At 62.8% G+C, this 15,678-nt stretch carries 11 protein-coding genes; 3 read left to right on the top strand and 8 right to left on the bottom strand.

Features of this window, described 5'->3' with window-relative positions:
• Positions 1-296: 296 nt before the first annotated feature.
• From ACRQFC_RS08670 to ACRQFC_RS08645, 6 genes are all read right to left on the bottom strand, one after another.
• A complete protein-coding gene (locus ACRQFC_RS08670; protein ID WP_284897497.1) occupies positions 297-1,187 on the bottom strand; it encodes a dihydrodipicolinate synthase family protein in 891 nt (296 codons plus the stop codon).
• Positions 1,188-1,340: 153 nt separating this feature from the next.
• Positions 1,341-2,927, bottom strand: coding sequence for an L-serine ammonia-lyase (locus ACRQFC_RS08665; protein WP_284897495.1), 1,587 nt, complete (start codon positions 2,925-2,927; stop codon positions 1,341-1,343).
• Positions 2,928-3,047: 120 nt separating this feature from the next.
• Positions 3,048-3,902 carry a GmrSD restriction endonuclease domain-containing protein gene (locus ACRQFC_RS08660; protein WP_284897493.1) on the bottom strand — a complete coding sequence of 285 codons (855 nt, stop codon included), beginning with the start codon at positions 3,900-3,902 and terminating at the stop codon, positions 3,048-3,050.
• 959 nt (positions 3,903-4,861) lie between these two features.
• On the bottom strand, positions 4,862-7,285 hold the full coding sequence (locus ACRQFC_RS08655) for an LPXTG cell wall anchor domain-containing protein (protein WP_284901344.1): 2,424 nt from the start codon (positions 7,283-7,285) through the stop codon (positions 4,862-4,864).
• Positions 7,286-7,320: 35 nt separating this feature from the next.
• Positions 7,321-9,687 (bottom strand): coiled-coil domain-containing protein, encoded by a 2,367-nt coding sequence (locus tag ACRQFC_RS08650; protein ID WP_284897489.1) that lies wholly within the window; start codon positions 9,685-9,687, stop codon positions 7,321-7,323.
• A 198-nt stretch (positions 9,688-9,885) separates the two neighbouring features.
• Positions 9,886-12,510 carry a hypothetical protein gene (locus ACRQFC_RS08645; protein ID WP_284897487.1) on the bottom strand — a complete coding sequence of 875 codons (2,625 nt, stop codon included), beginning with the start codon at positions 12,508-12,510 and terminating at the stop codon, positions 9,886-9,888.
• Between the two features lie 417 nt (positions 12,511-12,927).
• On the opposite strand from ACRQFC_RS08645, the gene ACRQFC_RS08640 reads away from it, so the two are divergent.
• On the top strand, positions 12,928-13,488 hold the full coding sequence (locus ACRQFC_RS08640; RefSeq protein WP_284897485.1) for a DUF4232 domain-containing protein: 561 nt from the start codon (positions 12,928-12,930) through the stop codon (positions 13,486-13,488).
• Positions 13,489-13,530: 42 nt separating this feature from the next.
• Here the strand turns inward: ACRQFC_RS08640 and ACRQFC_RS08635 are convergent, their stop codons facing one another.
• Positions 13,531-13,785 carry a Txe/YoeB family addiction module toxin gene (locus tag ACRQFC_RS08635; RefSeq protein ID WP_284897483.1) on the bottom strand — a complete coding sequence of 85 codons (255 nt, stop codon included), beginning with the start codon at positions 13,783-13,785 and terminating at the stop codon, positions 13,531-13,533.
• A gap of 6 nt (positions 13,786-13,791) precedes the next feature.
• A complete protein-coding gene (locus ACRQFC_RS08630; protein ID WP_284897481.1) occupies positions 13,792-14,052 on the bottom strand; it encodes a type II toxin-antitoxin system Phd/YefM family antitoxin in 261 nt (86 codons plus the stop codon).
• 201 nt (positions 14,053-14,253) lie between these two features.
• On the opposite strand from ACRQFC_RS08630, the gene ACRQFC_RS08625 reads away from it, so the two are divergent.
• Entirely contained in the window at positions 14,254-15,444 is a 1,191-nt protein-coding gene (locus tag ACRQFC_RS08625) for a hypothetical protein (RefSeq protein ID WP_284897479.1), read from the top strand.
• A complete protein-coding gene (locus tag ACRQFC_RS08620; protein WP_284897477.1) occupies positions 15,441-15,608 on the top strand; it encodes a type II toxin-antitoxin system HicB family antitoxin in 168 nt (55 codons plus the stop codon). The genes ACRQFC_RS08625 and ACRQFC_RS08620 overlap by 4 nt, the downstream gene beginning before the upstream one ends.
• Positions 15,609-15,678 lie beyond the last annotated feature (70 nt).

The raw sequence follows: 15,678 nt of genomic DNA, 5'->3' as shown, positions 1-15,678 counted from the left end.
GTTCGATGGTTTAACGATTGTGGAACATCGTCAAGCGGTTTTAAGCGATAATGTCCAATAAACAGTCCGCAGCCCCATGTTCAATCGGAGGGTGGGCTATTTTTCGACCGTCGATTCTGCGTTTTTGTGACAGTCGCCGATGACTGCGAAATACCCGAGCAACGGTGTGGGCAAGGAACACAATGGCCGGTTGGCCCCGGGGTGGGCGGATTTTCCGCCCGCCCCGGGCGTCGTCGTATTTAATGCGCGGTATTCAGCGCGCTATATTTAGCGAGCAGTACTTAACGCGCGCTTATTTATGCGCGTACCTCGCGCAGCAGCGTCGCGATTTTCTCCGAATCCTCCGCGCTCAGCGGGACCTGCGGGGCACGCATCAACGGCGAGCACTCCACCCCGCACAAACGCACCCCCTCCTTAATCGCAGCAATGAAAATATCACCGATCTCATACACCGCAGCCAAACGCGTAATCTTCCCCAACTCCGTGGCCGCGCGCGTCACATCCCCGGCCTCATAAGCCGCATGCATCGCCGCAAACACCTCAGGAATCAAATTCGTCAGGCCCGAGAGCACCCCAGCCCCGCCACACACCCGATTCCCGATGTAATACTCATCAAAACCAGAAAGCACCGCGAAATCCGGGCGCACCTTGCGCACCTCACGAATCACCCGCCGGGTATGGCTCTGGGTATCCACCGTATCCTTGAGCGCCACAATATTTTCGTGCCGGGCGGCCAGCTCAGCCACCAACTCCGGACTCAAATCCGCACCCGTACGCTCCGGGAAGTTATAAAGCATCACAGGGAGCTGCGTCGCGCCCGCAACAGCGTCATAAAAATCAAGGGCCCGCCCGTGCGAATGCCCGAAATAGAAGGGCGGGAGGGCCACCACGCCATCCACACCAGCCGCCTCAGCAGCCGCGATATTCTCCAGCACCTCACCCAAACGCGCCGCGCTCACACCGGCCAGCACCTGGAACCGCCCCGAGGCCTGCTTGACCGCGAACTTCAAGAACTCGGCCTTCTCCTCAGTAGCAAAGGAGAAAAACTCCCCAATCGAGCCGAAGAAGAGCACCCCGTTGAGCCCAGACTCGGCAAGACGATCAATATGGGCAGCCATCGCCGGATAATCAATCGCGCCTGAATCGTCGATCAACGTGACCGACGGGCAATACACACCAGAAAACATTCCAACCCCTTGTCAGTGGCGCGCGGCCGGCCACCCCGAATGGGCGGCATGCCGCGGCAGTCGTTCATACATCTATTATGGAACTAAGTTCCACCTAATGGGACTGGACGGGGCTTGCGCTACGTCACATTTCGGAGATGCCGCACTGTACGGCTAGCACTCCACCACGTTAACCGCGAGCCCGCCCTCCGAAGTTTCCTTGTATTTGGAGAGCATATCCATCCCGGTTTGGCGCATGGTTTCCACCACGGTATCAAAGGAGACGGTGTGGGAGCCGTCGCCCCACAGCGCGATATAGGCAGCATTAATGGATTTCACCGCGGCCATGGCATTGCGTTCGATGCAGGGGATTTGCACCAGGCCACCCACCGGATCGCAGGTGAGGCCAAGAGAATGCTCCATAGCAATTTCCGCGGCATTTTCCACCTGGGCCGGGGTGCCGCCCAGGGCTTCCGCGAAACCGGCAGCCGCCATTGCCGAAGCTGAACCGACTTCACCCTGGCAGCCCACTTCCGCCCCCGCAATAGAAGCATTCGTCTTAATAATTCCGCCGATGGCCGCCCCGGCGAGCAAAAAATTATACATTCCCTCGCGGGTGGCCCCGGGCACGAAACGTTCATAATACGTGAGGACCGCGGGAACGACGCCGGCCGCGCCGTTCGTCGGCGCGGTGACAATCCGGTGGCCGGCCGCATTTTCTTCGTTGATCGCCAGGGCGAAAAGATTCACCCACCCGAGGGCTTCCAGCTGGTCCGCGCGGTGCCCCGCCGCGGTTTTTTCCTCCAGCTCGCGGGCCAGCCCGGGGGCGCGCCGCTTCACGCGCAGCCCGCCCGGGAGAGTCCCCTCCGTGGCAATCCCGGCTTTAATGGCTTCGTCCATGACCGCGTGCACCCGATCCATATGGGCAATAACCGCCGGCTGCGGGCGCAGCGCGGTTTCATTAGCGAGCGCGAGTTCAGAAATGCGCATGCCAGTTTCGGAACAGAGCTCCAGCAGCCGAGCGGCGGTGAAAAACGGATAGGGGACCGCGGTCTGGGCGGCGTCGGCCTGTTCTTCGGTGGCGAGCGGCGCCACCCGCGGTTCGGCCGGATCGCCCAGCTCTTCCATCACGAAACCGCCGCCCACTGAATAATACGTATGTTCAGCGAGGAGCGCCTCGCCCGCCCAGGCGCGCAAAGTTAACGCATTTACGTGGTAGGGCAAAATATCACGCGGGCGAAAAATAATATCGCGCTCGCGTACGAACGGTGTGGGCTCGAAACCAGGCACGGTGAGGGTGCCGGAAGAATCGATAGCAGCTTCCAGGCCGTCCACCACCGCGATGGACACGTTTTCCGGGCTGTAGCCGGACAGCCCGAGGAGGACCGCGCGGTCGGTATTATGCCCGCGCCCGGTGGCGGCCAGGGAACCGAAGAGATCCACGCGCAGGCTCGTGATGCGGGCGCCCGGGGCACGGGCGGCCAGCAGCGTTGCGAAATGCAGCCCGGCGCGCATGGGCCCCACCGTATGCGACGACGACGGGCCTATCCCCACCCGAAACATATCGCATACCCCCAGGGGATTTGCGCGGGTTTCCTCCTCCCCGGATTCGCCGGTGGCCCCGGTTACTTGCGTTTCGCCAGCGAGGATGGCGGCGGGCAGGGCGGTGTGCGGGGTGCCGGGGTGACGTTCGCTGAGGGAGACCGGGACGGTATGTGCGGCGTCGTCGAAATCAGGATTGAGCCTTAAACGCGAGGTCATACATGTCCTTCCGGTTGCTGGTCACGCACCGTTTGTGATCATACGGCAAGCGGCCGGGAGCTGCGCGCCCCCGGCCACTTTTGTGCTTGCCTGTGTGGCTATCTGGCTACTACCCTCAGGTTACTTACCCGCCGGGCCTTCCCAGCCGGGAACCAGCTGGTTCGGGCAGGTCTGCAAGTACTGGGCGAAAGCATCATGCTCGGCCTGGGTGACGGTCAGCCCGTAGGTGGCCTTCACGCCGATCTGCCGCGCGACGTACTGGCAGGTGAAGTTCTTGTTCGCGGGGACCCATTCGGCGGCGGAACGCCCGGCCTTCTCCGTGGCCTGGTCCGCGGAGACGGCCTGCATATTGCGCGGGTCGCTGGCGAAAGCAGCGCGCTGCTCGTCCGTGAACTGGTTGGCGCCCGAAGCCCAAGCGTTATCGAGGCTGACGATGCGGTCCACCACCACGGTCTTGGTGCCGGCTTCCGGGCGCGCGTAATCAACCATGTTCCCGGTGTAGTTATCCACCAGGGTGCCGTAGGCGATACCGCAGCCGGAGGTACCCGGCTGCACGCCCACGTTCACGAGGTCGCGGCGCAGAATGTCCGTGTAGACGTTACATTCGTCTTCGTTCAGACCGGCCGCATTGGGACCGAACTTCGCCGGATCGGCCTTATCGGTGGTGGACGGTTCGGCAACCGTGAGGGTGCCGAGAAGCTCGATTGCGCTTTGCGGGTGGGCCGGGTTCGGGATGACTGCCGGGAGCTTTTCCGGAGGGGTTTCCGAAGCGCCGGGAGTGACGACGGCGGAGCTAGCGGCAGGCGAGGTAGCGGGAGCGGAGGTGGCTGCAGCCTCATCACTACTCTTGGTGCATGCCCCCATCATCCCCGCGAGAATCGCCAGGGACCCCATGGCGGCGGCGCACTTCGCGAGCGAGGTGCGGGCGGTGGTGGATGCGCCGTGGCCGGCGCTGCCAAAACTAGTGCGTGGCATGACTTCCTTCTCTTTTCGTTCTCTTCTCGAATAGATAAAACTACACGACGCCGAAACGCCGCGTGACAATGGTAGACAAGCAACCGCGCGGATTCAAAGGCGGGGCGCATGGTGGAATACCAGGTGGACGCGGTGGCTGGGGTGCGCGGCGGTGGTGGTATGCTGCGGGCTGGTTTGCGGCGCGGGGCGTGCGCGGCGCAGCGGGGCGTGCGCGTGGTACGACGACGCCTTCACGACGCCAGGCCGGGGCCGGGGCCACCGTTCAGCACCACAACCCGTTCCACCTCACAAATATCTATTGCGACTACAATTCATTTATTGTAAATTCAAGGTATACACGTAGAGCCGCGACGGTGAAACAGCCTGTATGAACCGATACATATATGGTTCCGCCACTGGTTTCTAACACAGTGAAAGAAGTGAGCAATGCGGCTTACAAGATCGTTCGGTTCATTAATTGTAATGTGTCCAGCTCGGCCACCTTCGTGATGCGATTATCCGAAATTAGCCACTGAGAGTTTTCTATAGAGCGGAGAGAAAAATGGCCGGCCCACATATCAAAGAGTCACGTTTCTGGCGGTATTCCCTGTATGCCATGCCGATTATTCTGCCTTTAGCATTTTGGGCATCGTGGGACATGATTACCGGACCGGAGTCACGAGTACTTCAAATCGCACTCGGGATCGGCTTCGCGATTTTTATCTACATCGATGGCGCGATTCTCTTCTGGTGGAACGCGTGGTGGCAAAATCATTGGAAGACTAAGAATTCCCGCCGATGAGAAAAAACCCGGCGCGGGCGGCCATGTATAAGTTTCGAGCTGTACTGCATCCGCAACACAATCGAAGTACACCCGTGAAAATAAGGTGCCCCGCCCGGAGCCAGAACGATACTGACCGGGCGGGGCACCTATTCGCAGCACGTGACATTACGCGCTGGTATCTATTGTCTGCGTACCGCTACTTCACCGCATGCCGCGCGCGGGAACGACCGAGAAAAACCGCGCCGCCGGCGAGCATAAGAAGCGTTGCCGCACCGATAGCGCCGCTCATATCGCTTCCGGTCTCGGGAAGCTTCTGGGTGGGAGTTGCATTCTTCGCCGCTGCTCGCTTCGCGGTAGGCGTTTTGTTTTCTGCCGCGGAGTGCTTCGCCGCCGGCTTGCCGGCCGGCTGGGAGGGCGACGGCGCAGCCGGTGACTGCCCCGGGTTCTCGGGAACCGCAGGCTTCTCCGGATTCTTCGGGTCCTCCGGCTTCCCGGGCTTCTGACTCGGTTTATCCCCAGGCTTCTGCTCCGGAGTCGGGGCCTGCTGACGTGCCAGTTCCAGATCCCGCTGAGCCGCCCGCAAGGCAAGCTCTGCCGCGGTCAGTTCCTTCCGTGCTTCTTCCTGGGCTTTCAGTGCGGACTCCTCCACTTCACGAGCGGCCTCAAGCGCGAGCGTCGCCTTACCGTGCGCATCCTGAGCCGCGCGCAGCTCCGCCTCGGCCGCCTGCGCCTTCTCAGTAGCTCGCCGAACATCCCACTGCCGTTCATCGTAGGTATTCGACGCATCGGCGAGCCGGGTTAATTCTGCTTGCTTCTGAGCAGCAGTCGTGCGGGCTTCATTGAGGGTGCGCGCCGCTTCCACAGCCACCTCACGAGCCTTCTCCGCAGCCGCCTTCGCCTGAGCAGCTGCTTCCTTGGCGGCCGCCGCAGCGGTTTGCGCAGCAGTCGCATTCTTTTCGGCCTTTGCGAGCCTCTCCGTGGCCTGCACCCACGTAGGTTCGAGCTCCGCGACGCGTGCCTTGAGCGCACTCACCTTCTCGGTAGCATTGCTGGCTGTCTTATTAGCCGCATCGCGCTTACTCTCCGCCTCACGTACCGGAGCTTCGGCTTCCTCAAGCGCTTGTTTCTGGGCAGCAACAGCGGCGTCCATCTTCTCTTCCGCGATTACCAGCGCGTCCCGTGCGGCGGAATACGCTTTCGCTGCACCCCTTGCTTTTTCACTAACATCGTCGTGGGTAGCCCGTGCAGTCTCAAGCTCCTTGGTCCGTTGCTCCGCGACCGCCTGCGCCTGCTGCGCCCTCTGAGCTGTTTCTTCCTTCGTGGCTACGGCTTTCTGGTACGCATCCTTTTTCTGCTGCGTTTCTTCACGCGCCGCTGCCAGCTTCGCTTCAGCCTCTCGATGCGCCGCTTTCGCTTCTTCAAGAGCCTGCTGCTTTTGTTCAGTTACCTTCGCCGCTTCCTCGACTTTTTGCTTCTGCTGCTTGGCCAGATCCTTCACATCGTCATTGTTCTCAGCCAACTTCTCGAGATTTTCTAGCTGTTCGCGCTTCATCTTCTCGATCTTTTGCGCATCCGCAAGCGCACCCTCAGCTTCTTTCTTTTCCGCTTCCTTCGTGCTCACCTGCACTGAGAGCGGTCCTTCCGCCTTTTCAAGCGTCTCGGCCTCAGCTGCCAATTTCTCTACTGTACGCTCAGCTTCCGCCTTGGCTTCCTCCGCTTCAGTCACGACCTTCTTCGCGACTTGCTCAGCTTCAGCAGCAGTGACCATCGCGTCTTCCGCCTTGCGAGCCTCCGCTGCCGCGGCATCCTTCTCCGCTTCCTTCTGCTTAACGACTTCCTGCGCGGCCCGGACCGCATCCGATTCCTTGCGTACCTTCGCAACTTCAGCCTCGAGCACCTCCTCGCGCTTAGCCGTAGCCTGCCGCAACTCCGCCTCGGCTTGCTTCAGGGCATCTCGCGCGGCCCCGGCCGCCTGCTCGAGCTGCGCGACTTCCTTGCCCAGCCGCTCCTTATCCGCCCGCGCCGCCGCGTCCACCTCGCGCGCCGTCGTCAACTCCGCATCGGCCGCCTGCGCAGCCGCGGCCTTTTCCTTGAAGTCCGCTTCTTTTGCGGCGACGCCGCCCGCGGCTTCCCGCGCGCTCGCCTCCGCTTTCTCGTGGGCAATCTGCGCGGCCGCCGCTTGGTCAGCAGACTCTCTGGCCTGCTCAGCCGCCTGCGGGAGCTGGCCCTTCGCGGCCTTTCCCGCCTCGCTGACCGCGTCCGCTGCCTTCTGAGCGGCCTCCGCTTCCTTCGTGGCATCCGCGAGCTTCTTTTCGCTCTGCGTTACCACAGCTTGAGTTTGCTCCGCCGCTTTTTCGGCTTCCGCTGCCTTGGCTTTCGCTTCCGCGGCCGCCGCGGTGAGTCGGTCCACGTCAGCTTGGCGCGCCGCCACTGTTTCTTGGGCAGCTGCCACGTTCTTTTCCGCTTCGGCAGGGCTGAGTGCGGTTCGCGCGGCGGTAGCCGCGCCGGCGTCGTCGTTATTCTGCACCGGTTGCGCAACGGCGGCACCGGCGGGGAGTAGCGCGGCGGCGACCCCCGCGGTGAGGGCGGCGGCGAGGGCGCGGTGAGTGTGGGTCCTCATGGTTATCCTTTGGTCTTGGAGTTAATTGAGATTTTTTATGAGTGGGCGCGGCGGCCGCGAGCGCGAACGGCCATCGCGGCGCCGCCGGCCAGCAGCAAGAGCGATGCCGCGCCGATGGCACCGCTGGCGTCGCTGCCGGTTTCGGGGAGTTTCTGGGCCGGTGCGGTTTTTGCGGTAACGGCATTCTTTGCCGCGGCCGGGTTCTGCGCGGCGGGCTTGGCCGCCGGCGCCTCGGGTTTGGCCGGTGCTTCAGGTTTCGGCACAATTGGCGTCGAAGCACCGGGCTTCGCTGCGCCCGGCTGCGCAGCGTCCGGCTTCGGGGCCGGGCCCTGCTGACGCGCCGCGGCAAGTTCCTGTTCGGCCGCGTGCAAAGCCACGCTCGCCGCGCCGAGCTTCTGCTGCGCCGCCGCCTGCGCGGCCTGGGCCTGCCGCAACGCATCCTGTGCGCCCGCAACCGCCGCACTCGCTTTCTCATGCGCGGCCCGCGCCGCTTCCGCTTCCTCGCCGGCGAGCCGAGCCGCCTCGACAGCCTGCTGCAACTGCGCCACACGCTCGTCGTATTTCTGCGCCGCGGCGGTCAAACGCTCCAGCTCAGCTTGCTGGTGCGCGGCTGCCTTCTGAGCATTCTCCGCAGCCGCGGCCTTTTCCGCTGCCGCGGTTCGCGCGGCTTCCAGCTGCGCATTTGCAGCCTGCACGCCCTCTTCGGCCTGCGTCTTCGCTTCCTGAGCCGCCGCGAGATCCCGCTTCGCCTCGGCATGCTTGGCCGCTGCCTCCGTGTGGCGCGCCTGCGCCTGCGTGGCCTGGTCTTTCGCCCCGGCGAGCTTCGTGGCCGCGTCCGCGTGACGCCCCTGCGCCGCGTCCCGCTCCGTCTTGGCGTTCCGGGCCGCCTCCTTCGCGCCGGCCGTCGCCGCATCCACATCCGCCTGCGCCGCGCCGAGCTTCTCCTGCGCCTCGCGCACGGCCTGCTCCGCCTGGGCGGCCTCCGTAGCAGCGTCCCGAGCGGCCGTTTCCTTGCGCTGGAGCTCCGCCTTCGCGCGGGTTTCGGCCGCGGCCCGCTGCGCGGTCGCCTCTTTTGCCTCCTGCAGCTTTTGCTCAGCCTTATTCTTTTCGACGACGGCGCCATCGTGCTCCACCTTCTTTGAATCACGCTGCGCAATCGCGGCATCGCGAGCAATCACGGCTACGTCATGATCCTGTTCGGCTTGGAGGTACTTTGCTTCTTTGGCTTCCGCATCAGCCTGGAGTTGCTTGAGTTCCTGACGCTGTTGCTCTAGGGATTTCCTAATATCCTGGTTTTCTTTGGCGGCCTTCTCTAGCGTTTTCACCCACGACTCGCGGTCTTCAGCGTCGTGCTTCGCCTTCTCCCATAACCTCTTCGCTCGATCCTTTGCCTGAGCAGCCCGCTTAGCAGTAGCCGTTTTCTCCGTGACATTCTGCTGGAGCGGTTCAAGCTCGGCGGCCAACTGCTCTACTTTCTTTGCAGCCGCACTGACATCTGACTCAGCCGCGGTTTCGGCATTCTTGGCTTCTTGGAGGTCTTTGGCTGCGGCAACCACCGCGTCCTGAGCACGCAGGGCTTCCTGCCGGGTGGATTCGCGGGTGGCGGTTTTTCCTTCCGCGGCCTGGGTGGCCTGTGCCAGCTGGCTAGCGGCGGCGTCGATCTTTCGCTGTTCACCCTGAACCGCAGCGTCGCGTGCCTCTTCGGCGTGGCGCAAATTCGCCTCCGCCTCGGCCAGCTTGGCCTTCGCGGCAGCCTCCGCGGCGCTGAGCTTTTCCACTTCCGCAGCCAGGCGAGTCTTATCGGCCTGGGCGGCGGCTTCGGACGCTTCCGCTTGGGTGAGGGCCTGCGCGGATTTCTCCGCAGCGGCGGTTTTCTCCTGCAAGGTTTCCTGCTGGGCTTTCAGGTTTACAGCGGCCTGCTGGGTCTGATTGGCTGCGGCGTCGCGCTCGGCGGCAGCGGTTTCGGCCCGAGCCGCGGAATCCTTCGCGTTGTTCTGGGCCGCGGGGAGCTGGTCTTTGGCTGCGGTACCCGCTTCTTTTGCTTCGTTGACGGCGCGCTGCGCGGCCACTTTCGCGGCTTCGGCGGCGCTGAGCTTGTCCGCGGCGTTCTTCGCGGCTGTGACAGCTGCGGCCGCGGCGGTTTCCGCTTTTTTCAGGCTGTTGTGCGCGGTGGCGGACTGCGCGGCGAGGCGATCCACTTCGGCCTGCTGGGCCTGGACCGCGGCGCGCGCGGCGGCGACGTTCTGCTCCGCTTGCTCGATATTGCGCTGCGTTTGCGGGGTGCTGGCCGAGGTGCCGGAGCTGGAGAGCGGCTGGGCCTGCGCAGCGCCGGCGGGTACGAGGGCGACGGCGACCCCGGCGGTGAGAGCGGTCGCGAGGGCGCGGTGAGTCTGGGACCTCATCGGGTTCCTTTCGGGATATGTGTAGGTGAGCCTGGCGCGCGGGCCAGATTGAGGACGTACGGGACTAGTTAAGAGCAGAGAATCCGGATCGGGCTTGGATTTTTCTGGGATTTCCTCAGGAGCGCTGCCCCGTGTCTGCCAGTGCGAGGCAGCGCTCCTGCGGTTGCGCGAAGCGCTGTGTTATTTCGACTGTTTCGGTTATTTCGCGGCGTGCCGGGCGCGGGAGCGGCCCATGACCACCGCCCCGCCGGCCAGCAGCAGGAGGGTCGCGGCGCCAATGGAGCCGAGTGCTTCGCTGCCGGAGGCGGCCAGGGTCGGTTTGGCGGGGGCCTGGGCAGGCGCAGACGGGCGGGCCGTAGTTTCGGGACGCGCGGTCGGAGATGCGGGCGCCTGCGGCTGTGCCGAAGGTGCAGCGGGCTTCGCAGCGGGAGCCGTGGGAGATTCAGGCTGCACCGGAGTGCTCGGCTTCGTATCGGGCTTGGTCTCCGGCTTCACGCCAGGCTTGACTTCGGGTTTCACCTCGGGCTGGCCGGGCTTCACCTCCGGAGTTCCGGGTTTGGGAGCGTCAGGCTTCGGAGTGGGGGCATCCGGTTTGACCTCGGGCGTACCCGGCTTCGTTCCCGGTTGATCGGGCTGTTGCGGTTGTTCCGGCTGCGGAGCCGGTTTCACGCCCGGCACATCCGGCTTGGGCGCGTCCGGCTTTGGCGCATCGGGCTTCGGCGCCGGAGCCTGCTGGCGGGCCAATGTGAGCTGCTGTTCGGCAGCATGCAAGGCGACCGTCGCCGCGCCGAGCTTCTTCTTCGCTTCGGCCTGCGCGGACTGCGCTTGTTGTGCTGCCTCCCGGGCCGCCGTGACAGCCTGGGTAGCTTTCTCATGCGCGGCCCGGGCCTGCTCCGCCTTTTCACCGGCGAGCCGCGCCGCCTCGGCAGCCCGCTGCAACTCGACCGAGCGCTCGTCGTATTTCTGCGCTTCGGCAATCAAGCTATCCAGCTGAGCTTGCTGCTGGGCGGCCGCCTTCTTCGCATTCTCCAGGTTGCGCGCGGCTTCCTTCTCAGCTTCCCGCGCGGCTTCCAGCTTCACGTTCGCAGCGCCAAGATCCTTCGTTGCCTGGAGGGCCGCCTCGCGCGCGGCGTTCGCATCCGACTTGGCGGCGGCGAGCTTCTTTTCTGCATCAGCCCAACCCTGCTTCAGCCCGTCTACCTGGCTCTTGAGGTCCGAGAGTTTCTTCGCAGCTTCCGCATGCTTATCGCGCGCGTCATTATGCGGGCCCTGGGCAGCCGCCACCTTTTCATTCTGCGCAGTTTTGTTCTGCTCCGCCGCAGCGTTCGCCTCAGTCAATTTCTTCTGAGCATTTTGCAGGTCTGTGGTAGCCTGCGCCGCTTCTGCTTCCACTTGCTGTGCGGCGGTTTTCGCCTGAGCGGCCGCTTCCTTTTTGCGAGCCACTTCCTCGGTGAGATCTGTAGCCGACTCCTGAGCGTCCTTTAGCTTTTGCTTAGCCTTATCCCGCTCAACGGCGACACCAACGCGTTCCTTCCTCTTCTCGTCTTGCTTGGCGATCACGCCATTGAGCTGAGCCGCAGCCGCATCGTAGCCCTTCTTTGCCTCGTTGTACTTTTGCTCCTTGGCTTTCGTGTCCGCTTGCAAAGGCCCAAGATTCCGCTGGTGCTCCGCAAGAGTAACTCTCAGTGTTTTCTTGACTGGATCCGGAGCAAATTGGATGGCGGTTTCTACCTGCTTAATTTCTTGGCGCTTAGCCGCTTCTTTCTTCTTTGCCTCATCAAGAGCCTTTTCGGCATCGTCCATCGGAGCCTTGAGCTTCTCCGCTGCCGCAGCTTTCTGCGTGATCTGCTGCTCTAACTCCTCAAGCTCGGCAGCTAAGCGCGCTTCTTTCTGCGTAGCTTCATCAGCCGCAGCCTGTGCTTGTTCCTGAGTTTTCTTAGCAGCCTCCAACTTCGCCTCAGCGGCCTGCTGTTCTTTTTGAGTGCGTTTCGCTTCCTGCTGCTTAGCATCCCGCTCCGCGGACTTTTGTTCAGCGAGCTTCTTGGCCGCGGCTACCGCGCCGGTTTCGGTATCAACCTTGGCCTTGTCCTGCTTGAGCGCTTCATCGCGCTCAGCTTCGGCCTTGCTCAGTTTCTCCTGGGCTTCGTCCAACTTAGCCTTAGCAGCCTTTTCCGCTTCGGTCAGTTCCTTGACTTCCTCACCCAGGCGCTTCTCCACAGCCTTGGCAGCGGCTTCGGCCTCCTCCGCCTTCGTCAAGGCTTGATTGGCGGCCTCTACCTCCGCGGCCTTCTGCTGCGCCAGCGCCTGCTGCTCGCCGAGTTTCTCGGTAGCCTGCTGTAGCTCCGCGGTCGCTTCGTCATGCTTGGCTTTTGCAGCATCGGCGCGCTTGGCCGAGTCCTGAGCTTGAGCGCTGGCCTCCTGCAGCTGATCCTTGGCGGCCTGGCCCGCTTCTTTTACTTCCTCAACAGCCTGCTGCGCCGCCTCCTGCTCTTTCTGAGCGGCGCCAAGTTTTTCTTCTGCTTCCTGAGTAGCAGCGGCAGCGGTAGTAGCGGATTCTTCCGCCTTCTTGAGGTCATCCTGCGCGGCGGAATTCTTCTTGGTGGCCTGATCGAGTTCCGCCTGGCGAGTCTGGACTTCAACCTGCGCCGCGGCCACATTGCGCTCAGCTTCCTCCACGCTCAGCGTGGGGCGCGCGGCATCGGCCACGGGCACCTCGCCCACTCCGGAAACCGGCTGCGCCTGCGCGGCGCCGGCCGGAACAAGTGCAACGGCTACCCCAGCGGTGAGAGCGGTAGCGACGACGCGGTGAGTCTGGGACCTCATCGTTATCCTTTCAAGGAATATACATCTAGGTGAGAGTGGCACCCTTTGCCTGGGCCACGATTTTACGGGGAACAGTTAATGGCAGAAAAGCCAGATTCGGCTTGGAATTTTCTGGGATTTTCTCGGGAACACCACCGCATTTTCAACATTCAGCGCCCGCAAGCCCGCAAATAAGCGGATTGTTGGTTAATTGCTATTATTTACATATACCCGCATTATTATTCTTTTAACTAGCGATCAGGCCTTCTGACCCATACAGCCCCACCCCACATCACCCCATTTTGTGGCGCAGGTTACTAGAGCGCCGTAGACTGGCGGTGGTGCAGGTTCACTCGCAGGCCGGGTGGCGCCCCGCTGCTGCGGCGTCGTCGTACCAACAACCACGCGGGGACGCACGCCTGCACGAAGGAGGTAAGCGTGAAACGTTTCGTTCTCGTACCTATGGCCTGTGCCGCGGTGCTACTCTTCGGCGCGTGTTCGGGCAGCGCCACGCAATCCGCGCCGCCAAACGCCGCGAGCGCACCGGCAAACGCGCCGGTAGAGACCGCGAGCGCGGAGTCGCCCTCCCGCTGCGCGCCGGCGGAAATGGCGACCACGCTGGAGTATCAGGACGGCGGCGCCGGGCATCGGTATTACGTGCTGCGGGTGGAAAATACCGGCCGGGTGCCGTGCTTCATTCCGGCGCAGCTCGAGGTGACGCCCATCAGCGCCAACGGGAATATGTTCACCGAGCCGGCGCCGGCGACCAGCGCGACCGGGGCGGATGTGGTGCTGGAGTCGGGCGAGCGGATCGCCATGGAGGTGGACGCTATTAATCCCGGCGCGCTGTGCCCGGAGAAGATGGTGTCGGGTCTCGATCTTGCGGTGGGATACACGGGCACCAGCGTGTATTCCGTTTCCCGCGGCGAGCAGATGGATTCGTGTTCGTCCGGGGAGGCCACGGTGAAGGTTGGGGATTTTGAGGTGGATAAAAGGTAGCGTGCCGGAACAACCGGCTGCGGCTAACCACCTTTCACGCTTTTAGTAGTGGTATCGACACGAGATAATGACTATCGCATCATCACTGATCTTGTAAACCAAACGATGCTCGTCAGTAATACGGCGCGACCAATACCCTTCGTAGTTATATCTCAGCGGCTCCGGCTTCCCTATGCCCTCATGACCGTTACGCGAAATATCCTTGAGTAGCGCGTTAACTTTTTTCACTATCTTACGGTCGTGGATTTGCCACCACAGGTAGTCTTCCCACGCGTGATCAGCCCAAAGGAACGACATGAGGGCCTACTCACCATCGTCACATAGCGGATGTTCAGTACCTCCGCCCGCTTCGATTTGTTCCATTGCCTCAATGAGACGGCGGGCATTGCGCGGCGAACGCATGAGGTAAGCGGTTTCACGCATCGAATTGTAATCATCAAGCGAAACAATGACCGCAGACTCGTGGCCACTACGGGTAATGATGACCGGTTCACAATCATCAACCACAGCCTGTAGAACTTCCGCGTAGTTTGCTCGCGATTCGGAATAGTTCATTGTTCTCATCACACACCTCCGTACAGAAAAGTGTACCTACAATTTTCTCGCTTCGCTACCCTTCTCTCCGGTCTTACAACACCGCCACACACCGAGGTCACATAAAAGTCGAGACACGGGGTTATTTTCAAAACCCTAACTCCGTAGAATGAGAATCGTGCAGCGTTGCACAAACGGGCGCCGCGCCCGCCGATCCGCGAAGGAGAACCCATGAAACGATTCGCTCCCCCAGCCCTGGCCCTCGCGAGCGCCTTCGCGCTCACGCTCGCCGGATGCACAAATTCTGGCGGTTCGGCCGCGTCGCCCGATTCCAGCGCGTCGGCCGCGAGCGCCACGCCCGCCACCGCTGCTCCCGCGCCCGAGTTCGCGGCGCTGGCCAGCTCGGAACTCGCGCTCCCCGATTACCTCGCGCGGGCGGTGCGCGACGGCGATGGCACCTACCCCGGCAAAGAACCCGCCCAGGTCACCGTGCCCTTCACCAACGGCACCGCACTCCTCCACGACACCGAGCGCGGCACCCCCGCGCGCACACCCGTCACCGCCGGTGCCACCCCGAGCGGCAACCTCTTCGACATCCGCATGGACGATCTGGGCGCCACCACCCTGGGCGGGGTGCCCGTGCGCGGCGTAATTTTCACGAGCAGTATCCGCAGCGCCGATGCCGAAGCGGCGCCGGATACTCCGTCGGTCACTTTCGCGTGGTACGACGGCGCTAACCGGCCTATCGCCCAGATCATGCCCGAGGATTACCGGCATGGCAGCGCGCGTGCTCCCCGAGTCGACGTGGTGGATATGCAGCCGGACCAGATCTCCCTGAGCTGGGCGCCGCTGGATAGTTTTGGTGGGCAGGCCAGCGTGCGTGGGCGTTTCACGTGGAACGGAAGCGAGTGGGTCCAGGATCAGGTCGAGTACACGCTGGCCGATGGCAGCGTCGTCGTGCAACCGAAAAATGCCGAGCTGGAAGCGCTCGCAACGGCGCAGAAGGCGCGGGAGGCCGGGATGTCCGCGGAGCTGGCCGGGCGTGTATTCACGGCGGATACTCGAATCGCCGGGTGTTCGCTGCGCGGGCCGGACTCAATCACGTACTTCCCCTACGCCTCGTTTATTGCGGATAACCGGGCGGATGCGGCGGCGGGCGGCGATGCACAAGCTGCGAGCGGCGAGCGCGGGCGCTCTTACTGGATCGGGGAGCCCGCGGAAACCGCGCCGGCCGCAGCCACCGATATTCTGTGTGCGCTGGATGGAAATGAGTTCGCCATTTTGGGTGGCAATCGCCGCGAGGCCGCGCAGCTGGTCCCCGAAACCCCGACCAAGCGTTTCGATTCTTACCTAGTGTTGGAAGGTAACCCGGCCGGTGAGGCGCGGCTGAAGGAAATCGTTGCTGCGGAGAATGAATCATGAGCACATACACGGCACGCGCCACCCGCGAGGAGGGCTGGTGGGTAGTCGAGGTGGACGAAGTGCCCGAACTCTTTAGCCAAAGCCGAAAGCCTGAGGATATTCCGGATTTGGTGCGTGATGCCCTTGCGCTCTTTCCCGAAGTGGAACGGGATCCGGCGGGTTAATAGACAAATGGTGGGTCTTATATCCGGGGTTTGCCCCGCCATAGCAACGAAAAGTCGGCCTTATTGAGGT

This window comes from Actinotignum inguinis, from assembly GCF_051265835.1.
GTDB lineage: Bacteria > Actinomycetota > Actinomycetes > Actinomycetales > Actinomycetaceae > Actinotignum > Actinotignum timonense.
The sequence above is the reverse complement of the archived record's forward strand: the minus strand, read 5'-3'. Positions and strand labels throughout refer to the sequence as shown.